This window comes from Pseudomonas urmiensis (assembly GCF_014268815.2).
GTDB lineage: Bacteria > Pseudomonadota > Gammaproteobacteria > Pseudomonadales > Pseudomonadaceae > Aquipseudomonas > Aquipseudomonas urmiensis.
The window spans coordinates 4,422,520-4,443,174 of record NZ_JABWRE020000001.1 but is presented as its reverse complement, the minus strand read 5'-3'; the positions used below and the strand labels follow the sequence as shown (position 1 = coordinate 4,443,174).

Below are 20,655 nucleotides of genomic sequence, written 5' to 3'. Positions count from 1 at the left end.
CCTCCCGCCTTTATCCCTCAAGCATCGCAGTTGGGCATGACCAAGTCCGGAGTGCGCCCTTTTCCTATGCAAGGCTTCAGGCCATGGCTATCATTCCAGCCTTATTCCAAGTCGAGACTGGCATGCTGAAGTTGTTGAATCTCCTCAAGGATGGCCGGTTTCATTCCGGGCAGGCGCTCGGGGAAGCTCTCGGGGTGAGCCGCAGCGCCGTTTGGAAGCAGCTGCAGCACCTGGAAGCCGAATTGAACCTGACCATTCATAAGGTCCGAGGTCGTGGCTATCAATTGGCCGCACCGTTGGCATTGCTTGATTCGCAAGCGATTAGCGATCTCTGCGAAGGCGAGCAGTGGCCGTTGTTTATTCACGATGCGATCGATTCGACCAATGCCGAAGCTTTGCGTGGTATTGCGCAGGGGAGGGTGGCGCCATTTCTAGTATTGGCCGAACGCCAAAGTGCTGGGCGCGGTCGTCGCGGTCGACAATGGGTCAGCCCCTTCGCTGAGAACCTCTACTACAGCTTGGTGCTGCGTGTTGAGGGCGGCATGCGCCAGCTCGAGGGTTTAAGCCTGGTGGTTGGGCTGGCTGTCATGCGTACCCTGCAGGCATTTGGCGTGAAGCAGGCGGGCCTTAAATGGCCAAATGATGTTCTGGTCGGTGATCAGAAGATCGCCGGGATCTTGCTGGAGCTTGTCGGTGATCCGGCTGACGTCTGTCATGTGGTGCTGGGGATTGGCATCAACGTGAACATGCAGCTCAACGACCAGGTCGACCAGCAATGGACCTCGATGAGGCTGGAGGCGGGCGCCTCTATTGATCGTAACCTGCTGGTCGCCAGGCTCAATCAGCAACTGCAGCATGAGCTGGCCCGGCACCGTCGTTATGGCTTCGCCGCCTTCCAGGAAGAATGGGAGCAAGCGCATCTGTGGCAGGGTCGTAAGGTATCGCTGATCGCCGGCAGTAGCCATACCGATGGCGTAGTGCTTGGCGTGGATGGACAAGGCGGACTGCGTCTTGAGGTGGAAGGTGTGGAAAAGAGCTTCAGTGGTGGTGAGCTCAGTTTGAGGTTGCGTGATGATTCTTGAGCTCGACTGCGGTAATAGCTTCATCAAGTGGCGGGTGATTCATGCTGCCGACGCGACGATTGTCGGTGGCGGCATCGTTGACTCGGATCAGGCGCTATTGGCGGCGGTCTCGGCCTTGCCCTCAGTACGCTTGAAGGGCTGTCGGATAGTCAGTGTCCGTAGCGAAGAGGAAACTGACGCGCTGCGTGGGCTGTTGCAGGCAGGGTTCGCTGTCCAGGCGCAAGTCGCTCTGCCTGTGCAGGAAATGGCTGGAGTGCGTAATGGATATGATGACTATCAGCGGCTGGGCATGGATCGCTGGCTAGCTGCCTTGGGTGCCTACCACCTGGCAAAAGGTGCGTGCCTGGTGATCGACTTGGGTACTGCGGCCAAGGCTGACTTCGTCGCCGCCGATGGTGAGCACCTGGGTGGTTATATTTGTCCCGGTATGCCGCTGATGCGCAGTCAATTGCGTACCCATACCCGTCGAATTCGCTACGACGATGCATCGGCTGAGCGCGCTGTGAGCACGCTTGCGCCTGGTCGCTCGACAGTCGAGGCGGTGGAGCGCGGTTGTGTGCTGATGCTGCAAGGGTTTGCCCGTACACAGATCGAGCAGGCTCGAGCTTTGTGGGGTGAAAGTTTCACTGTGTTCCTGACTGGTGGCGATGCGCCGCTGGTGCGCGAAGCTGCGCCTCAGGCCCGCGTTGTGCCTGACCTGGTCTTCGTTGGCCTGGCGATGGCTTGTCCATTGGATTGAGGTGCCTATGCGTTGGTTGTTTCTGTTGTTGCTGGTGCTCAATGTCGTCTACTACGTCTGGCACCAGCAAGAGGCGCCGTTGAGGGTCAAAGAGGTCGCGCCGCTTTCTCTCTATAAAGGTAACCAGCAGGAGATCCGCCTGCTGCGTGAGACGGGGGCTGCAGCGCCGGCGCGACGTCGTGATGAATGCCTGGTTATTGGTGGTCTACCAGCTCGGAATCAGCTCGATGCGCTACGCCAGCGCCTACTTAGCCTGGATATCACCACGCTGGTAGTGTCCGGTCAGCTGCCTGGCGCAGACGGTATGTGGCTGAAGGTAGCCCCGGAAAGCGAGCGTTTACTGGACCAAACCGTGCTCGCCACTCTTTCCAAGGATTTCAAAGACTTAAAACACAAAATTATTTTCTGCGGGGGTATTGCAACTGGCGAATAGCTTGATAGAATGGCGCCCGCTTCGCAGGGAACACCACTGAGGTGGTAGGACCGGAAGCTGTTGTCAAAGTAGCTAACTTCAAGATTTAATTGAAAAAAAAGCTTGACAACAGGTCGGCAAGAGTTGAAAATGCCGCCCACGCTCAGGAGGGGTTCCCGAGCGGCCAAAGGGAGCAGACTGTAAATCTGCCGTCTTCGACTTCGAAGGTTCGAATCCTTCCCCCTCCACCATTTTAGCGAGAGCTGCAAGCCTCGCGGGTATAGTTTAGTGGTAGAACCTCAGCCTTCCAAGCTGATGATGCGGGTTCGATTCCCGCTACCCGCTCCAAGTTTGCTGTTTTTGCACAATGTGTTTCGCTCTTGTAGCTCAGTTGGTAGAGCACACCCTTGGTAAGGGTGAGGTCAGCGGTTCAAATCCGCTCAAGAGCTCCATATAACAAGGCAGATATGAAAATATCTGCCTTTGTTTTATCGGTAGTAGTGACTATTTTCTTCTGCGGAGGACTGTATCGATGGCTAAGGAAAAGTTTGATCGTTCCCTACCTCACGTTAACGTTGGCACTATCGGCCACGTTGACCATGGTAAAACCACTCTGACCGCAGCTCTGACTCGCGTCTGCTCCGAGGTTTTCGGTTCGGCAGTCGTTGAGTTCGACAAGATCGACTCGGCTCCAGAAGAGAAAGCGCGCGGTATCACCATCAACACCGCGCACGTCGAGTACAACTCGAACATTCGTCACTACGCTCACGTCGACTGCCCAGGTCACGCTGACTACGTGAAGAACATGATCACCGGTGCTGCCCAGATGGACGGCGCGATCCTGGTTTGCTCGGCCGCCGATGGTCCGATGCCACAAACCCGTGAGCACATCCTGCTGTCCCGTCAGGTTGGCGTTCCGTACATCGTGGTCTTCCTGAACAAGGCTGACCTGGTAGACGACGCTGAGCTGCTGGAACTGGTCGAGATGGAAGTTCGCGACCTGCTGTCCACCTACGACTTCCCAGGCGACGACACCCCGATCATCATCGGTTCGGCTCGTATGGCGCTGGAAGGCAAAGACGACAACGAAATGGGCACTACCGCTGTCAAGCGTCTGGTTGAAACTCTGGACAGCTACATCCCAGAGCCAGAGCGTGCTATCGACAAGCCGTTCCTGATGCCAATCGAAGACGTATTCTCGATCTCGGGTCGTGGTACCGTTGTTACCGGTCGTATCGAGCGTGGTATCGTCCGCGTTCAAGACGCCCTGGAAATCGTTGGTCTGCGTGATACCACCACCACCACCTGCACCGGTGTTGAGATGTTCCGCAAGCTGCTGGACGAAGGCCGTGCTGGCGAGAACTGCGGCGTTCTGCTGCGTGGTACCAAGCGTGACGACGTTGAGCGTGGCCAGGTTCTGGTCAAGCCAGGTTCGGTCAAGCCGCACACCAAGTTCACCGCAGAAGTCTACGTTCTGTCGAAAGAAGAAGGCGGTCGTCACACTCCGTTCTTCAAAGGCTACCGTCCTCAGTTCTACTTCCGTACCACTGACGTGACCGGTAACTGCGAACTGCCGGAAGGCGTTGAAATGGTAATGCCAGGTGACAACATTCAGATGACTGTTACCCTGATCAAGACCATCGCAATGGAAGACGGTCTGCGCTTCGCTATCCGTGAAGGCGGTCGTACCGTCGGCGCCGGCGTCGTAGCAAAAATTATTGAATAAGTAGTTGATTTCATAAGACCATGCCGGCATAATGGCCGGCCTGGTACAGTGTTAAAGGTCAGTAGCTCAATTGGCAGAGCGACGGTCTCCAAAACCGTAGGTTGGGGGTTCGATTCCCTCCTGACCTGCCATTCACCTCGGTGTGATTGGCTTTCTTCTCACAGGATCCTCCTCGATGACTCCCAAAACTGAAGCCCAAGATTCGCGTTTTGATCTTTTCAAGTGGCTCGCTGTTGTTGCTCTGGTAGTCGTTGGCGTCGTAGGTAATCAATACTACTCCGCTTCTCCGATTCTGTACCGCGTGCTCGCTCTCCTTGCTCTGGCTGCTGTTGCAGGCTTCGTTGCCCTGCAGACCGCGAAGGGTAAGTCGTTCTTTGCGCTGGCGAAGGAAGCTCGTACCGAGATCCGTAAAGTCGTGTGGCCGACCCGCCAAGAAACCATGCAAACCACGCTTATCGTTGTGGTTGTCGTGCTGGTTATGGCGTTGCTGCTGTGGGGTCTTGATTCCCTGCTCGGCTGGGCGGTCTCCTTGATTGTTGGCTAAGGGTGTCCCGTGGCTAAGCGTTGGTACGTTGTGCATGCTTACTCGGGTTACGAGAAGCATGTAATGCGCTCTTTGATCGAGCGTGTGAAGCTGGCTGGCATGGAAGATGAATTCGGCGAGATCCTGGTCCCGACCGAAGAAGTCGTAGAAATGCGCAATGGCCAGAAGCGCAAAAGCGAGCGTAAGTTCTTCCCTGGCTATGTATTGGTCCAGATGGATATGAACGAAGGGACTTGGCACCTTGTCAAGGATACCCCTCGCGTAATGGGCTTCATTGGTGGTACTGCAGACAAGCCTGCGCCTATCACCGATAAAGAAGCCGAGGCTATTCTGCGTCGCGTTGCCGATGGTAGCGACAAGCCGAAGCCAAAAACGCTCTTTGAGCCAGGTGAAGTGGTTCGTGTTGTTGACGGTCCCTTTGCTGATTTCAACGGTACCGTTGAAGAAGTTAACTACGAAAAGAGCCGGCTCCAAGTGGCGGTGCTCATTTTCGGTCGCTCTACTCCGGTAGAGCTCGAGTTCGGCCAGGTCGAGAAGGTCTAGGCGAACGACGCATCCCATACCCCGCAGCCCTATGTGCTGCGGGGTTTTGTCGTCACTGGGATAAAACGCAAGTAATCCGGGGAGCCATTTGGCGTTCGTACCCGATATTGGAGTAGCTCATGGCTAAGAAGATTCAGGCTTACATCAAGCTGCAAGTAAAGGCCGGCCAGGCCAACCCAAGCCCACCCGTTGGTCCAGCACTGGGTCAACACGGTGTGAACATCATGGAATTCTGCAAGGCCTTCAACGCCCGTACTCAGGGTCAAGAAGCCGGCCTGCCGACTCCTGTGATCATCACTGTCTACAGTGACCGTAGCTTCACCTTCGAAACCAAAAGCACCCCAGCTTCGGTTCTGCTGAAGAAAGCTGCTGGCCTGACCAGCGGTTCTGCACGTCCGAACACCGTTAAAGTCGGTACCGTGACCCGTGCTCAGCTGGAAGAGATCGCCAAGACCAAACAGGCTGATCTGACTGCCGCTGACATGGATGCAGCCGTGCGTACCATCGCCGGTTCTGCTCGCAGCATGGGCCTCAACGTGGAGGGTGTGTAATGGCTAAGCTGACCAAGCGCCAAAAGGCCATTGCTTCGAAACTCGAAGCTGGCAAAGTTTACAACTTCGAAGAAGCAGCCGCGCTGCTGGCCGAACTGTCCACCGTGAAGTTCAGCGAATCCTTCGACGTTGCCGTCAACCTCGGCGTTGACCCACGTAAATCCGACCAGGTCGTTCGTAGCGCTACTGTGCTGCCACACGGCACTGGCAAGACCGTACGTGTTGCTGTCTTCACCCAGGGTCCAGCTGCTGAGGCCGCTCTGGCTGCCGGCGCTGATCGCGTTGGTATGGACGACCTGGCTGCCGAGATGAAAGCTGGCGACCTGAACTACGACGTAGTCATCGCATCCCCGGATGCCATGCGCGTTGTTGGTCAGCTGGGTCAGGTTCTGGGTCCTCGCGGCCTGATGCCTAACCCGAAAGTCGGTACCGTGACTCCAGACGTAGCCACCGCGGTTAAAAACGCCAAGGCTGGTCAAGTTCGCTACCGTACCGACAAAAACGGTATCATCCACACCTCCGTTGGCAAGGTTGGCTTCGAAGCCGGCAAGCTGAAGGAAAACGTTGAAGCCCTGATCGCTGATCTGAAGCGTATCAAGCCGGCTTCCTCGAAAGGTATCTACGTCAAGCGCGTTACCCTGAGCACCACTATGGGCCCAGGTCTGGTCATCGACCAGAGCTCGCTGAGCGCGTAAGACCTTGCCGGCGCGTGAAAGCGCGCCGGCAACAAAATTGGGGTCCCTGCCTGGCGGGGGCTATCCAAGACCGTAGGCGGCGCAAGCCTTAAACAACCAGCCTACGCAGATGGTGCTCCCGGTTCCTTACCGAATCAGACACCAAAACGACATCCGGCTTCGGCCAGATGAAACGGTAACAAGCAGGAGTTTTACCCGTGGCAATTAAACTCGAAGACAAGAAGGCCATCGTCGCTGAAGTCAACGAGGCTGCCAAAGTCGCTCTGTCCGCTGTCGTGGCTGATGCCCGTGGTGTGACTGTAGGCGCAATGACCGGACTCCGTAAAGAGGCTCGTGAAGCTGGCGTATACGTACGTGTCGTACGTAACACCCTGCTCAAGCGCGCTGTTGCTGACACTGAATTCAGTGTCCTCAACGACGCCTTCACTGGCCCGACCCTGATCGCGTTCTCCAACGAACACCCGGGCGCTGCTGCTCGTCTGTTCAAGGAATTCGCCAAGGGTCAGGACAAGTTCGAGATCAAGGCAGCTGCGTTTGACGGCAAGTTCATTGCAGCGAACCAGATCGACGTGTTGGCTACCCTGCCGACCCGCGACGAAGCCATCGCAAGGCTGATGAGCGTCATCCAAGGCGCTACCAGCAAGCTGGCTCGTACCCTGGCAGCCATTCGCGACCAGAAAGAAGCTACCGCAGCCTAAGGCAGCGAAGCACTTTCAAAATCATACGTTTAATTTGATGGCTGCGTAGGCCTTCACCCCAATACAGGATTTAAGTCATGTCCCTGACTAACGAGCAAATCATCGAAGCAATCGGCCAGAAAACCGTTCTGGAAGTTGTTGAGCTGATCAAAGCAATGGAAGAAACCTTCGGCGTTACCGCTGCTGTTGCCGCTGCTGGCCCAGCTGCTGCTGCTGCCGTTGTTGAAGAGCAAACCGAGTTCAACGTTGTTCTGGTTGAAGCCGGCGAGAAGAAAGTCAACGTGATCAAGGCCGTTCGTGAACTGACCGGTCTGGGCCTGAAAGAAGCCAAAGAGAAAGTTGACGGCGCTCCTCAAGTCGTAGCTGAAGGCGTTTCGAAAGAAGCCGCTGAAGACGCTAAGAAGAAGCTGGAAGAAGCAGGCGCTAAAGTCGAGCTGAAGTAATTTCGACTTTGCGACTCCAGCCGGAGCGTTGAGCTTAGGCTGATGGCTGGTGGCTTATGCCACCGGCCTTTTTCCGTTATTGGTGGCCGATCAGGTCGGCCCCGATAACAAGCTGCAAGACACCCACGTGGGTGGCGCAAACCAAGGGGTTTGCACGATTTTCTGGCTGCTCCCGCCGGGAGAAGCCAAACAAGCAGGTGACCAAGCTGGGGAACGCTGATGGCTTACTCATACACTGAGAAAAAACGTATCCGCAAGGACTTTAGCAAGTTGCCGGACGTGATGGATGTGCCTTACCTCCTGGCCATCCAGCTGGATTCGTATCGCGAATTCCTGCAAGCGGGAGCATCCAAGGATCAGTTCCGCGACGTCGGCCTGCACGCGGCCTTCAAATCGGTCTTCCCGATCATCAGCTACTCCGGCAACGCTGCCCTGGAGTACGTTGGCTATCGTCTGGGCGAGCCGGCTTTCGACGTCAAGGAATGCGTCCTGCGCGGCGTGACCTTCGCCGTGCCGCTGCGGGTGAAAGTCCGTCTGATCATCTTCGACAAAGAGTCGTCGAACAAAGCGATCAAGGACATCAAAGAGCAAGAAGTCTACATGGGTGAAATCCCCCTGATGACTGAGAACGGTACCTTCGTTATCAACGGTACCGAGCGTGTGATCGTTTCCCAGCTGCACCGTTCGCCGGGTGTGTTCTTCGACCACGATCGTGGCAAGACCCACAGCTCCGGCAAGCTGCTGTATTCGGCTCGCATCATTCCTTACCGCGGTTCCTGGTTGGACTTCGAGTTCGATCCTAAGGACTGCGTATTCGTCCGTATCGACCGTCGCCGCAAACTGCCGGCCTCGGTACTGCTGCGCGCCCTGGGTTACAGCACTGAAGAAGTGCTGAACACCTTCTACACCACCAACGTGTTCCATGTTTCTGGTGAGAAGCTGAGCCTGGAGCTGGTGCCTCAGCGTCTGCGTGGCGAAGTTGCGGTCATGGACATCCATGACGAGACCGGCAAGGTCATCGTCGAGCAGGGTCGTCGTATCACCGCGCGCCACATCAATCAGCTCGAGAAGGCTGGCGTCAAGCAGCTGGACGTGCCGATGGAGTACGTGCTGGGCCGCACTACCGCCAAGGCGATCGTGCATCCGGCTACCGGCGAGATCCTGGCCGAGTGCAACACCGAGCTGACCACCGAGCTGCTGATCAAGGTCGCCAAGGCTCAGGTCGTTCGCATCGAAACCCTGTACACCAACGACATCGATTGCGGTCCGTTCATTTCGGATACCCTGAAGATCGACACCACCAGCAACCAACTGGAAGCGCTGGTCGAGATCTACCGCATGATGCGTCCAGGCGAGCCGCCAACCAAGGATGCCGCCGAAACCCTGTTCAACAACCTGTTCTTCAGTGCCGAGCGTTACGACCTGTCCGCCGTAGGCCGCATGAAGTTCAACCGTCGTATCGGTCGTACCGAGATCGAAGGTTCGGGCGTGCTGAGCAAGGAAGACATCGTTGACGTGCTGAAGACCCTGGTCGACATCCGTAACGGTAAAGGCATCGTCGATGACATCGACCACCTGGGTAACCGTCGCGTACGTTGCGTCGGCGAGATGGCCGAGAACCAGTTCCGCGTTGGCCTGGTGCGCGTTGAGCGTGCGGTCAAAGAGCGTCTGTCGATGGCTGAAAGCGAAGGCCTGATGCCGCAAGACCTGATCAACGCCAAGCCGGTAGCGGCGGCGGTGAAAGAGTTCTTCGGTTCCAGCCAGCTCTCGCAGTTCATGGACCAGAACAACCCGCTCTCCGAGATCACCCACAAGCGTCGTGTCTCCGCACTCGGCCCTGGCGGTCTGACCCGTGAGCGTGCTGGCTTTGAAGTCCGTGACGTACACCCGACCCATTACGGTCGTGTGTGCCCGATCGAGACCCCTGAAGGTCCGAACATCGGTCTGATCAACTCCCTGGCAGCCTATGCCCGCACCAACCAGTACGGCTTCCTGGAAAGCCCGTACCGCGTGGTGAAAGAGGGTGTGGTTTCCGACGACATCGTGTTCCTGTCGGCGATCGAAGAAGCTGATCACGTCATCGCTCAGGCTTCGGCCACGATGAACGAGAAGAAGCAACTGGTCGACGAGCTGGTAGCTGTTCGTCACTTGAACGAATTCACCGTCAAGGCGCCGGAAGACGTCACCCTGATGGACGTTTCGCCCAAGCAGGTTGTTTCCGTCGCTGCCTCGCTGATCCCGTTCCTCGAGCACGACGACGCCAACCGTGCATTGATGGGTTCGAACATGCAGCGTCAGGCTGTACCTACCCTGCGTGCCGACAAGCCGCTGGTTGGTACCGGCATGGAGCGCAACGTTGCCCGTGACTCCGGCGTCTGCGTCGTGGCGCGTCGTGGCGGCGTGATCGACTCCGTCGACGCCAGCCGTATCGTGGTACGTGTTGCCGATGACGAAGTAGAAACCGGTGAAGCCGGTGTCGACATCTACAACCTGACCAAATACACCCGTTCCAACCAGAACACTTGCATCAACCAGCGTCCGCTGGTCAGCAAAGGTGATGTGGTCAAGCGTAGCGACATCATGGCCGATGGCCCGTCCACCGACATGGGTGAACTGGCACTGGGTCAGAACATGCGCATCGCGTTCATGGCCTGGAACGGTTTCAACTTCGAAGACTCCATCTGTCTGTCGGAGCGCGTCGTTCAGGAAGACCGTTTCACCACGATCCACATCCAGGAACTGACCTGTGTGGCCCGTGACACCAAGCTTGGCCCAGAGGAAATCACCGCAGACATCCCGAACGTGGGTGAAGCTGCGCTGAACAAGCTGGACGAAGCCGGTATCGTCTACGTAGGTGCTGAAGTCGGCGCTGGCGACATTCTGGTGGGTAAGGTCACTCCGAAAGGCGAGACCCAGCTGACTCCAGAAGAGAAGCTGCTGCGCGCGATCTTCGGTGAGAAAGCCAGCGACGTTAAAGACACCTCCCTGCGCGTGCCAACCGGCACCAAAGGTACTGTCATTGACGTTCAGGTCTTCACCCGTGACGGCGTCGAGCGCGACAGCCGCGCCCTGGCCATCGAGAAGATGCAGCTGGACGAGATCCGCAAGGACCTCAACGAAGAGTTCCGCATTGTTGAAGGCGCGACCTTCGAGCGTCTGCGTTCCGCCCTGAACGGCCAAGTGGTCGACGGTGGTGCGGGCCTGAAGAAAGGCACCGTGATCAGCGACGAAGTACTGGACGGTCTGGAGCACGGCCAGTGGTTCAAACTGCGCATGGCCGAAGACGCGCTGAACGAACAGCTGGAAAAGGCTCAAGCCTACATCGTCGATCGCCGTCGTCTGCTGGACGACAAGTTCGAAGACAAGAAGCGCAAGCTGCAGCAGGGCGATGACCTGGCACCGGGCGTACTGAAGATCGTCAAGGTCTACCTGGCTATCCGCCGCCGCATTCAGCCGGGCGACAAGATGGCCGGCCGTCACGGTAACAAAGGTGTGGTCTCGGTGATCATGCCGGTCGAAGACATGCCGCACGACGCCAACGGTACTCCGGTCGACGTCGTACTGAACCCGCTGGGCGTACCTTCGCGTATGAACGTTGGTCAGATCCTTGAAACCCACCTGGGCCTCGCGGCCAAAGGTCTGGGCGAGAAGATCGACCGGATGATCGAAGAGCAGCGCAAAGCCGCTGAGCTGCGTGGCTTCCTGACCGAGATCTACAACGAGATCGGCGGTCGCCAGGAAAGCCTGGAAGAGTTCACCGACGCAGAGATCCTCGCTCTGGCGCACAACCTGAAGAAGGGCGTGCCGATGGCTACCCCGGTCTTCGACGGTGCCAAGGAAAGCGAGATCAAGGCCATGCTGAAACTGGCAGACATGCCAGAAAGCGGCCAGATGGTGCTGTTCGACGGCCGTACCGGCAACAAGTTCGAGCGTCCTGTGACCGTTGGTTACATGTACATGCTCAAGCTGAACCACTTGGTGGACGACAAGATGCACGCGCGTTCCACTGGTTCCTATAGCCTGGTTACCCAGCAGCCGCTGGGTGGTAAGGCGCAGTTCGGTGGTCAGCGTTTCGGGGAGATGGAGGTGTGGGCGCTGGAAGCATACGGCGCGGCATACACCCTGCAAGAAATGCTCACAGTGAAGTCGGACGACGTGAACGGCCGTACCAAGATGTACAAAAACATCGTGGATGGCGATCACCGTATGGAGCCGGGCATGCCCGAGTCCTTCAACGTGTTGATCAAAGAGATCCGTTCGCTCGGTATCGATATCGATCTGGAAACCGAATAACACGTGACGCGAAGGGGGGCGGGGCTGTAATAGCCCGCTCCCTGCTCCGCCAGGAGGAAAGGCCTTGAAAGACCTACTGAATTTGCTGAAAAACCAGGGTCAAGTCGAAGAGTTCGACGCCATCCGTATCGGTCTGGCGTCACCTGAGATGATCCGTTCGTGGTCGTTCGGTGAAGTTAAAAAGCCGGAAACCATCAACTACCGTACGTTCAAGCCTGAGCGTGACGGCCTGTTCTGCGCCAAGATCTTTGGCCCAGTCAAGGACTACGAGTGCCTGTGCGGTAAGTACAAGCGCCTGAAACACCGCGGTGTGATCTGCGAGAAGTGCGGCGTCGAAGTCGCGCTGGCCAAGGTTCGTCGTGAGCGCATGGCGCACATCGAACTGGCTTCGCCGGTCGCCCACATCTGGTTCCTGAAGTCGCTGCCGTCCCGTATCGGCTTGCTGATGGACATGACCCTGCGTGATATCGAGCGTGTTCTCTACTTCGAGAGCTACGTCGTTATCGATCCAGGCATGACCACCCTCGAGAAGGGTCAGCTGCTCAACGACGAGCAGTACTTCGAAGCGCTGGAAGAGTTCGGTGACGACTTCGACGCCCGCATGGGTGCCGAGGCTGTCCGTGAGCTGCTGCACGCTATCGACCTGGAGCACGAGATCGGTCGCCTGCGCGAAGAGATTCCGCAGACCAACTCGGAAACCAAGATCAAGAAGCTGTCCAAGCGCCTGAAGCTGATGGAAGCTTTCCAGGGCTCGGGCAACCTGCCTGAGTGGATGGTCCTGACCGTTCTGCCAGTACTGCCGCCGGACCTGCGTCCGCTGGTGCCGCTGGATGGCGGCCGCTTCGCGACCTCCGACCTGAACGACCTGTATCGTCGGGTGATCAACCGTAACAACCGTCTCAAGCGCCTGCTCGATCTGTCGGCGCCGGACATCATTGTGCGCAACGAAAAGCGCATGCTGCAGGAAGCGGTCGACGCCCTGCTCGACAACGGCCGTCGCGGTCGCGCCATCACTGGCTCGAACAAGCGTCCGCTGAAGTCCCTGGCTGACATGATCAAAGGTAAGCAAGGTCGTTTCCGTCAGAACTTGCTCGGTAAGCGCGTGGACTACTCCGGTCGTTCGGTAATTACCGTAGGCCCGACCCTGCGTCTGCACCAGTGCGGTCTGCCGAAGAAGATGGCCCTCGAGCTGTTCAAGCCGTTCATTTTCGGCAAGCTGGAAATGCGTGGTCTGGCGACCACCATCAAGGCTGCCAAGAAGATGGTCGAGCGCGAGCTGCCAGAGGTGTGGGACGTTCTCGCCGAAGTGATTCGCGAACACCCCGTACTGCTCAACCGTGCACCGACCCTTCACCGTTTGGGTATCCAGGCCTTTGAACCGGTACTGATCGAAGGTAAGGCTATCCAGCTGCACCCGCTGGTCTGTGCTGCGTACAACGCCGACTTCGACGGTGACCAAATGGCCGTTCACGTGCCGCTGACGCTGGAAGCCCAGCTCGAAGCGCGCGCGCTGATGATGTCGACCAACAACATCCTGTCGCCAGCCAACGGTGAGCCAATCATCGTTCCGTCGCAGGACGTTGTACTGGGTCTGTACTACATGACCCGTGAAGCCATCAACGCCAAGGGCGAAGGTCGCGTGTTCGCTGACCTGCAGGAAGTCGACCGGGTATTCCGCGCCGGCGAAGCTGCCCTGCACGCGAAGATCAAGGTTCGTATCAACGAAACCGTGAACGATCGTGATGGCGGCAGCGTCAAGAACACCCGTATCGTCGACACCACTGTCGGCCGTGCGCTGCTGTTCCAGGTTGTGCCACCAGGTCTGTCGTACGACGTGGTCAACCAGCCGATGAAGAAGAAGGCGATCTCCAAGCTGATCAACCAGTGCTACCGCGTGGTTGGTCTGAAAGAGACCGTGATCTTCGCTGACCAGCTGATGTACACCGGCTTTGCCTATTCGACCATTTCCGGCGTTTCGATCGGTGTTAACGACTTCGTTATCCCGGACGAGAAAGCCCGCATCATCGGTGCTGCCACCGACGAAGTGAAGGAAATCGAGAGCCAGTACGCCTCTGGCCTGGTAACCCAGGGCGAGAAGTACAACAAGGTCATCGACTTGTGGTCCAAGGCGAACGACGAAGTATCCAAGGCGATGATGGCCAACCTCTCGAAAGAGAAAGTCATCGACCGCAATGGCGACGAAGTCGACCAAGAGTCCTTCAACTCGATGTACATGATGGCTGACTCCGGTGCCCGGGGTTCGGCAGCTCAGATTCGTCAGTTGGCCGGTATGCGTGGCCTGATGGCCAAGCCGGACGGCTCGATCATCGAGACGCCGATCACCGCGAACTTCCGTGAAGGTTTGAGCGTACTTCAGTACTTCATCTCGACTCACGGTGCTCGTAAGGGTCTGGCGGATACCGCACTGAAGACCGCGAACTCGGGTTACCTGACTCGTCGTCTGGTCGACGTTGCGCAAGATCTGGTAGTGACCGAGATCGATTGCGGCACCGATCATGGCCTGCTGATGACTCCGCACATCGAAGGCGGCGACGTGGTCGAGCCGCTGGGTGAGCGCGTACTGGGTCGAGTGATCGCCCGTGACGTATTCAAGCCTGGCACCGAAGACGTCATCGTTCCGGCCGGTACCCTGGTCGACGAGAAGTGGGTTGAGTTCATCGAGCTGAACAGCATCGACGAAGTTATCGTGCGTTCGCCGATCAGCTGCGAAACTCGCTTCGGCATCTGCGCCAAGTGCTACGGTCGTGACCTGGCTCGCGGTCATCAGGTGAACATCGGTGAAGCGGTCGGCGTTATCGCTGCCCAGTCCATCGGTGAGCCGGGTACCCAGCTGACCATGCGTACGTTCCACATCGGTGGTGCTGCAAGCCGGACCTCGGCTGCCGACAGCGTCCAGGTGAAGAACGGCGGTATGGTGCGTCTGCATAACCTGAAGCAGGTTGAGCGTGCTGACGGCAACCTGGTTGCTGTATCGCGTTCCGGCGAGTTGGCCATTGCCGACGAATTCGGTCGTGAGCGTGAGCGCTACAAGCTGCCTTACGGTGCGGTGATTTCGGTCAAGGAAGGTGACAAGGTCGAAGCTGGCGCAATCGTCGCCAAGTGGGACCCGCACACCCACCCGATCGTTACCGAGCTGAAAGGTACCGTGACCTTCGTGGGCATGGAAGAAAACATCACCATCAAGCGTCAGACAGACGAGTTGACTGGTTTGACCAACATTGAAGTCCTGGACGTCAAGGATCGCCCTGCCGCTGGCAAGGAAATCCGTCCGGCAATCAAGATGGTCGACGCCAATGGCAAGGATCTGATGCTGCCAGGTACCGACGTACCTGCTCAGTACTTCCTGCCAGCCAACGCCTTGGTAGGTGTGGCCGACGGTGCACAGATCGGTGTTGGTGACGTTATCGCGCGTATTCCGCAAGAAACGTCGAAGACCCGTGACATCACCGGTGGTCTGCCGCGCGTTGCCGACCTGTTCGAAGCCCGTCGTCCGAAGGAAGCTTCGATTCTGGCGGAAGTCAGCGGCACCATCGCATTCGGTAAAGAGACCAAAGGCAAGCGCCGTCTGGTCATTACCCCGACCGATGGCAGCGATCCGTACGAAGAGCTGATTCCGAAGTGGCGCCACCTGAACGTCTTCGAAGGCGAACAGGTAAACCGCGGCGAAGTTATCTCCGACGGTCCTAGCGATCCGCACGACATCCTGCGTCTGCTGGGTGTCAGCGCGCTGGCCAAGTACATCGTCAACGAGATCCAGGACGTTTACCGCCTGCAAGGCGTTAAGATCAACGATAAGCACATCGAGACCATCCTGCGTCAGATGCTGCGTAAAGTTGAGATCGCCGAATCGGGTGACTCCAGCTTCATCAAGGGCGACCAGATGGAACTGACTCAGGTGCTGGTCGAGAACGAGCGTCTCGCTGCCGAAGACAAGTTCGTCTCGAAGTTCACCCGCGTGCTGCTGGGTATCACCAAGGCGTCGTTGTCGACCGAATCGTTCATCTCGGCGGCTTCCTTCCAGGAAACCACTCGAGTCCTGACCGAGGCGGCGGTAACCGGCAAGCGCGACTACCTGCGCGGCCTGAAAGAGAACGTGGTCGTGGGTCGTCTGATCCCGGCTGGTACTGGTCTGGCCTACCACAGCGAGCGTAAGCGTCGCCGTGATGCCGACAAGCCGCTGCGCGTAAGTGCCAGTGAGGTGGAAGCCGCACTGACCGAAGCGCTGAATTCCAGCGGTAACTAAGTACAGGGTGGGGCCCCGGCCCCTCTCCGTGGTGACCGGTGACATGCAATGTTACCGATTACCGGGCGGGGAGGGCCGGGGCCTCGTCTTGACTGGGTGCAAGAACCTCTTTAGACTTTTGTACCCTTAAATTTGGTGAGGCTCCGTCTCGCCAATTTTTGGCTTTCTTGCAAGACAATAGCGTCGCAAGACAATCAGTGGAGCTAGTAGATGGCAACTATCAACCAGCTGGTACGTCAGCCGCGTAAGCGTACCGTCGAGAAATCCGACGTACCTGCGCTGCAGAACTGCCCGCAACGTCGTGGCGTGTGCACCCGTGTGTACACCACCACGCCGAAAAAACCTAACTCGGCACTGCGTAAAGTATGCCGTGTGCGTCTGACCAACGGTTTCGAGGTTTCCTCGTACATCGGCGGTGAAGGCCACAACCTGCAAGAGCACAGCGTCGTCCTGATTCGCGGCGGCCGTGTAAAAGACTTGCCAGGTGTTCGTTACCACACCGTTCGCGGCTCTCTGGATACTTCCGGCGTTAAAGGCCGTAACCAGGGTCGTTCGAAGTACGGTACCAAGCGTCCGAAGTAATCGGCCGTTTGCAGACAATCAATTTTTTCAGTCGATAAGAGTAAGGTCGGGCAGGGGTCGAAGACCCACGTCCCGGGCTAACCTGAAGACCGTTTGAGGGCTTATCATGCCAAGACGTCGTGTAGCAGCAAAACGTGAGATTCTGGACGATCCAAAATACGGATCCCAGATCCTCGCCAAGTTCATGAACCACGTGATGGAAAGCGGCAAGAAGGCCGTTGCCGAGCGTATCGTTTACGGTGCGCTGGACAAGGTCAAAGAACGCAAGAACAGCGATCCCCTGGAAATCTTCGAGAAAGCTCTCGACGCCATCGCTCCGCTGGTCGAAGTAAAGTCCCGCCGTGTTGGCGGTGCCACTTACCAGGTCCCGGTCGAAGTTCGCCCATCCCGTCGTAACGCGCTGGCAATGCGCTGGCTTGTAGACTACGCCCGCAAGCGCGGCGAGAAGTCCATGGCCCTGCGTTTGGCTGGTGAGCTGCTGGATGCTGCTGAAGGCAAAGGTGCTGCAGTCAAGAAGCGTGAAGACGTGCACCGTATGGCTGAAGCCAACAAGGCATTCTCGCACTACCGCTTCTAATTCAAGCATCAATCTATTCGCGAGGGCTTTATGGCTCGTACTACAGCAATCAACCGCTACCGTAACATTGGTATTTGCGCGCACGTTGACGCGGGCAAAACTACCACTACCGAGCGGATCCTGTTCTACACAGGTCTGAGCCACAAAATGGGCGAGGTGCATGACGGCGCCGCGACCACCGACTGGATGGTGCAGGAGCAGGAGCGGGGTATCACCATTACCTCCGCTGCCGTTACCACCTTCTGGAAAGGTTCTGTTGGTCAGTATGACAACTACCGTGTAAACGTTATCGATACCCCCGGCCACGTTGACTTCACCATTGAAGTTGAGCGTTCGCTGCGCGTACTCGACGGCGCGGTCGTTGTGTTCTGCGGTACCTCCGGCGTTGAGCCTCAGTCTGAAACCGTATGGCGTCAGGCCAACAAGTACGGCGTTCCACGTGTTGTCTACGTGAACAAGATGGACCGTGCCGGTGCAAACTTCCTGCGCGTCGTAGGTCAGATCAAGAACCGTCTGGGTCACACCCCGGTTCCTGTTCAGCTGGCCATCGGTTCGGAAGATAACTTCCAGGGTCAGGTTGACCTGATCAAAATGAAGGCTATCTACTGGAACGACGACGACAAAGGCACCACTTATCGCGAGGAAGAAATTCCTGCCGATATGCTGGAGCTGGCTGAAGAGTGGCGCGCCAACATGGTTGAGGCTGCCGCCGAGTCCAGCGAAGAGCTGATGAACAAGTACCTGGAAGGCGAAGAGCTGACCGTCGAAGAGATCAAAGCCGGTCTGCGCGCGCGCACCCTGGCCAGCGAAATCGTACCGGCTGTCTGCGGTTCGTCGTTCAAGAACAAGGGTGTTCCCCTGGTTCTCGATGCCGTCATCGACTACCTGCCTGCTCCGACCGAGATCCCTGCAATCCAGGGTATCAACCCGGACGACAAGGAGCTGGACAAAGAAGATCCGGCTGTTCGTAAAGACGTGCGTCACGCCGACGACGACGAGCCGTTCTCGGCTCTGGCGTTCAAGATCGCGACTGACCCGTTCGTAGGTACTCTGACCTTCGTTCGCGTCTACTCGGGCGTTCTGACCTCCGGTGACTCCGTCATCAACTCGGTCAAAGGCAAGAAAGAGCGCGTTGGTCGTATGGTGCAGATGCACGCCAACCAGCGTGAAGAAATCAAGGAAGTGCGCGCTGGCGACATCGCTGCACTGATCGGTATGAAAGACGTGACCACAGGCGAAACCCTGTGCAACGCCGACAAGCCAATCATCCTTGAGCGTATGGACTTCCCTGAGCCGGTTATTTCGCTCTCCGTAGAGCCGAAAACCAAGGCTGACCAGGAGAAGATGGGTATCGCACTGGGCAAGCTGGCCCAGGAAGACCCGTCGTTCCGCGTCAAGACCGACGAAGAGACTGGCCAGACCATCATCTCGGGTATGGGTGAGCTGCACCTGGACATCCTCGTTGACCGCATGAAGCGCGAGTTCAACGTCGAGGCCAACATCGGCAAGCCGCAGGTTTCGTACCGCGAGAAGATCACCAAGTCCAACGTCGAGATCGAAGGCAAGTTCGTTCGTCAGTCGGGCGGTCGTGGTCAGTTCGGTCACTGCTGGATCCGTTTCTCGGAGCCGGACGTGGACGAGAAGGGCAACATCACCGAAGGTCTGGTGTTCTCCAACGAAGTCGTTGGTGGTGTGATTCCTAAGGAATTCATCGCCCCGATCCAGAAGGGTATCGAAGAGCAGATGAAGAACGGCGTTGTTGCCGGCTATCCTCTGATCGGCCTCAAGGCCGCGGTATTCGATGGTTCGTATCACGACGTCGACTCCAACGAAATGGCTTTCAAAATCGCCGCTTCGATGGCGACCAAGCAGCTGGCCACCAAGGGCGGCGGCGTGGTTCTCGAGCCGATCATGAAGGTTGAAGTTGTAACCCCGGAAGACTACCTGGGTGACGTGATGGGTGACCTGAACCGTCGTCGTGGTCTGGTCCAGGGTATGGATGAGTCGGTCTCTGGCCGTGTCGTCCGCGCTGAAGTACCGCTCGGGGAAATGTTCGGTTACGCGACCGACGTTCGTTCCATGTCTCAGGGTCGCGCGAGCTACTCCATGGAATTCTCCAAATACTCCGAAGCTCCGTCGAACATCGTCGAAGCTCTCGTTAAAAAACAAGGCTGATTCAGCCCCTTTAGGCTAGGAGTTCACTGTCGTGGCTAAAGAAAAATTTGATCGTTCCCTTCCGCACGTTAACGTTGGCACCATCGGCCACGTTGACCACGGTAAAACCACTCTGACCGCAGCTCTGACTCGCGTCTGCTCCGAAGTTTTCGGTTCGGCAGTCGTTGAGTTCGACAAGATCGACTCGGCTCCGGAAGAGAAAGCGCGCGGTATCACCATCAACACCGCTCACGTCGAGTACAACTCGAACATTCGTCACTACGCTCACGTCGACTGCCCAGGTCACGCTGACTACGTGAAGAACATGATCACCGGTGCTGCCCAGATGGACGGCGCGATCCTGGTTTGCTCGGCCGCTGATGGTCCGATGCCACAAACCCGTGAGCACATCCTGCTGTCCCGTCAGGTTGGCGTTCCGTACATCGTGGTCTTCCTGAACAAGGCTGACCTGGTAGACGACGCTGAGCTGCTGGAACTGGTCGAGATGGAAGTTCGCGACCTGCTGTCCACCTACGACTTCCCAGGCGACGACACCCCGATCATCATCGGTTCGGCTCGTATGGCGCTGGAAGGCAAAGACGACAACGAAATGGGCACCACCGCTGTCAAGCGTCTGGTTGAAACTCTGGACAGCTACATCCCAGAGCCAGAGCGTGCTATCGACAAGCCGTTCCTGATGCCAATCGAAGACGTATTCTCGATCTCGGGTCGTGGTACCGTTGTTACCGGTCGTATCGAGCGTGGTATCGTCCGCGTTCAAGACGCCCTGGAAATCGTTGGTCTGCGTGACACCACCACCACCACCTGCACCGGTGTTGAGATGTTCCGCAAGCTGCTGGACGAAGGCCGTGCTGGCGAGAACTGCGGCGTTCTGCTGCGTGGTACCAAGCGTGACGACGTTGAGCGTGGCCAGGTTCTGGTCAAGCCAGGTTCGGTCAAGCCGCACACCAAGTTCACCGCAGAAGTCTACGTTCTGTCGAAAGAAGAAGGCGGTCGTCACACTCCGTTCTTCAAAGGCTACCGTCCTCAGTTCTACTTCCGTACCACTGACGTGACCGGTAACTGCGAGCTGCCGGAAGGCGTTGAAATGGTAATGCCAGGTGACAACATTCAGATGACTGTTACCCTGATCAAGACCATCGCAATGGAAGACGGTCTGCGCTTCGCTATCCGTGAAGGCGGTCGTACCGTCGGCGCCGGCGTCGTAGCCAAAATCATCGAGTAATCACTCGATCGGTTGAAAAAACCCCCGCTCAGCGGGGGTTTTTTTTATTGGGTTGACACTAAATTAGGGCGTCTATAGAATCACGCCTCCTTTTAGCGGGCGTAGT

General features: G+C 57.4%; 16 protein-coding genes and 4 tRNA genes. All 20 read left to right on the top strand.

Going from position 1 to position 20,655, the window contains the following annotated elements; all coding sequences use genetic code 11:
* Positions 1-122: 122 nt before the first annotated feature.
* Positions 123-1,082 (top strand): bifunctional biotin--[acetyl-CoA-carboxylase] ligase/biotin operon repressor BirA, encoded by a 960-nt coding sequence (gene birA / locus HU737_RS20155; RefSeq protein ID WP_186557302.1) that lies wholly within the window; start codon positions 123-125, stop codon positions 1,080-1,082.
* Positions 1,072-1,821: a pantothenate kinase gene (locus HU737_RS20150; RefSeq protein WP_186557303.1), complete on the top strand. Its 750-nt coding sequence runs from the start codon at positions 1,072-1,074 to the stop codon at positions 1,819-1,821. The genes birA and HU737_RS20150 overlap by 11 nt, the downstream gene beginning before the upstream one ends.
* Positions 1,822-1,828: 7 nt before the next feature.
* Complete coding sequence (locus tag HU737_RS20145; RefSeq protein WP_186557304.1) at positions 1,829-2,254, top strand: hypothetical protein; 426 nt, start codon at positions 1,829-1,831, stop codon at positions 2,252-2,254.
* A 145-nt stretch (positions 2,255-2,399) separates the two neighbouring features.
* Positions 2,400-2,484: transfer RNA gene (locus tag HU737_RS20140), tRNA-Tyr, on the top strand.
* 23 nt (positions 2,485-2,507) lie between these two features.
* Positions 2,508-2,581 (top strand) — tRNA-Gly (locus HU737_RS20135).
* A gap of 28 nt (positions 2,582-2,609) precedes the next feature.
* Positions 2,610-2,685, top strand: a tRNA-Thr gene (locus HU737_RS20130).
* 80 nt (positions 2,686-2,765) lie between these two features.
* A complete protein-coding gene (gene tuf / locus HU737_RS20125) occupies positions 2,766-3,959 on the top strand; it encodes an elongation factor Tu (protein ID WP_105642145.1) in 1,194 nt (397 codons plus the stop codon).
* Between the two features lie 55 nt (positions 3,960-4,014).
* Positions 4,015-4,090, top strand: a tRNA-Trp gene (locus HU737_RS20120).
* 44 nt (positions 4,091-4,134) lie between these two features.
* Positions 4,135-4,503 carry a preprotein translocase subunit SecE gene (secE, locus tag HU737_RS20115; protein ID WP_186557305.1) on the top strand — a complete coding sequence of 123 codons (369 nt, stop codon included), beginning with the start codon at positions 4,135-4,137 and terminating at the stop codon, positions 4,501-4,503.
* Positions 4,504-4,512: 9 nt separating this feature from the next.
* Positions 4,513-5,046, top strand: a complete 534-nt coding sequence (gene nusG / locus HU737_RS20110) for a transcription termination/antitermination protein NusG (protein ID WP_186557306.1) — start codon at positions 4,513-4,515, stop codon at positions 5,044-5,046.
* A 119-nt stretch (positions 5,047-5,165) separates the two neighbouring features.
* Positions 5,166-5,597, top strand: coding sequence for a 50S ribosomal protein L11 (gene rplK, locus HU737_RS20105; RefSeq protein ID WP_115085065.1), 432 nt, complete (start codon positions 5,166-5,168; stop codon positions 5,595-5,597).
* Positions 5,597-6,292: a 50S ribosomal protein L1 gene (gene rplA, locus HU737_RS20100; RefSeq protein WP_186557307.1), complete on the top strand. Its 696-nt coding sequence runs from the start codon at positions 5,597-5,599 to the stop codon at positions 6,290-6,292. Before rplK ends, rplA begins: the two co-directional genes overlap by 1 nt.
* Before the next feature lie 197 nt (positions 6,293-6,489).
* Entirely contained in the window at positions 6,490-6,990 is a 501-nt protein-coding gene (gene rplJ, locus HU737_RS20095; RefSeq protein WP_186557308.1) for a 50S ribosomal protein L10, read from the top strand.
* Between the two features lie 77 nt (positions 6,991-7,067).
* Entirely contained in the window at positions 7,068-7,433 is a 366-nt protein-coding gene (rplL, locus tag HU737_RS20090) for a 50S ribosomal protein L7/L12 (protein WP_007957596.1), read from the top strand.
* Positions 7,434-7,652: 219 nt separating this feature from the next.
* Complete coding sequence (gene rpoB, locus HU737_RS20085) at positions 7,653-11,726, top strand: DNA-directed RNA polymerase subunit beta (RefSeq protein WP_186557309.1); 4,074 nt, start codon at positions 7,653-7,655, stop codon at positions 11,724-11,726.
* A 64-nt stretch (positions 11,727-11,790) separates the two neighbouring features.
* Positions 11,791-15,990 carry a DNA-directed RNA polymerase subunit beta' gene (rpoC, locus tag HU737_RS20080; protein WP_186557310.1) on the top strand — a complete coding sequence of 1,400 codons (4,200 nt, stop codon included), beginning with the start codon at positions 11,791-11,793 and terminating at the stop codon, positions 15,988-15,990.
* A gap of 210 nt (positions 15,991-16,200) precedes the next feature.
* Positions 16,201-16,572 carry a 30S ribosomal protein S12 gene (gene rpsL, locus HU737_RS20075; RefSeq protein ID WP_003257088.1) on the top strand — a complete coding sequence of 124 codons (372 nt, stop codon included), beginning with the start codon at positions 16,201-16,203 and terminating at the stop codon, positions 16,570-16,572.
* Between the two features lie 106 nt (positions 16,573-16,678).
* Entirely contained in the window at positions 16,679-17,149 is a 471-nt protein-coding gene (gene rpsG, locus HU737_RS20070) for a 30S ribosomal protein S7 (RefSeq protein ID WP_008089143.1), read from the top strand.
* A gap of 30 nt (positions 17,150-17,179) precedes the next feature.
* Positions 17,180-19,324: an elongation factor G gene (gene fusA, locus HU737_RS20065; protein ID WP_186557311.1), complete on the top strand. Its 2,145-nt coding sequence runs from the start codon at positions 17,180-17,182 to the stop codon at positions 19,322-19,324.
* 31 nt (positions 19,325-19,355) lie between these two features.
* Positions 19,356-20,549, top strand: a complete 1,194-nt coding sequence (gene tuf, locus HU737_RS20060) for an elongation factor Tu (RefSeq protein WP_105642145.1) — start codon at positions 19,356-19,358, stop codon at positions 20,547-20,549.
* Positions 20,550-20,655: the final 106 nt, after the last annotated feature.

Excerpts from the sequence above, each read along its gene's own strand:
- rplL (WP_007957596.1), top strand. The coding sequence starts at position 7,068 with ATGTCCCTGACTAACGAGCAAATCATCGAAGCAATCGGCCAGAAAACC.
- rplK (WP_115085065.1), top strand. The coding sequence starts at position 5,166 with ATGGCTAAGAAGATTCAGGCTTACATCAAGCTGCAAGTAAAGGCCGGC.
- HU737_RS20145 (WP_186557304.1), top strand. The coding sequence starts at position 1,829 with ATGCGTTGGTTGTTTCTGTTGTTGCTGGTGCTCAATGTCGTCTACTAC.
- birA (WP_186557302.1), top strand. The coding sequence starts at position 123 with ATGCTGAAGTTGTTGAATCTCCTCAAGGATGGCCGGTTTCATTCCGGG.
- rpsG (WP_008089143.1), top strand. The coding sequence starts at position 16,679 with ATGCCAAGACGTCGTGTAGCAGCAAAACGTGAGATTCTGGACGATCCA.
- rplA (WP_186557307.1), top strand. The coding sequence starts at position 5,597 with ATGGCTAAGCTGACCAAGCGCCAAAAGGCCATTGCTTCGAAACTCGAA.
- HU737_RS20150 (WP_186557303.1), top strand. The coding sequence starts at position 1,072 with ATGATTCTTGAGCTCGACTGCGGTAATAGCTTCATCAAGTGGCGGGTG.
- fusA (WP_186557311.1), top strand. The coding sequence starts at position 17,180 with ATGGCTCGTACTACAGCAATCAACCGCTACCGTAACATTGGTATTTGC.
- rpsL (WP_003257088.1), top strand. The coding sequence starts at position 16,201 with ATGGCAACTATCAACCAGCTGGTACGTCAGCCGCGTAAGCGTACCGTC.
- secE (WP_186557305.1), top strand. The coding sequence starts at position 4,135 with ATGACTCCCAAAACTGAAGCCCAAGATTCGCGTTTTGATCTTTTCAAG.
- tuf (WP_105642145.1), top strand. The coding sequence starts at position 2,766 with ATGGCTAAGGAAAAGTTTGATCGTTCCCTACCTCACGTTAACGTTGGC.
- rpoB (WP_186557309.1), top strand. The coding sequence starts at position 7,653 with ATGGCTTACTCATACACTGAGAAAAAACGTATCCGCAAGGACTTTAGC.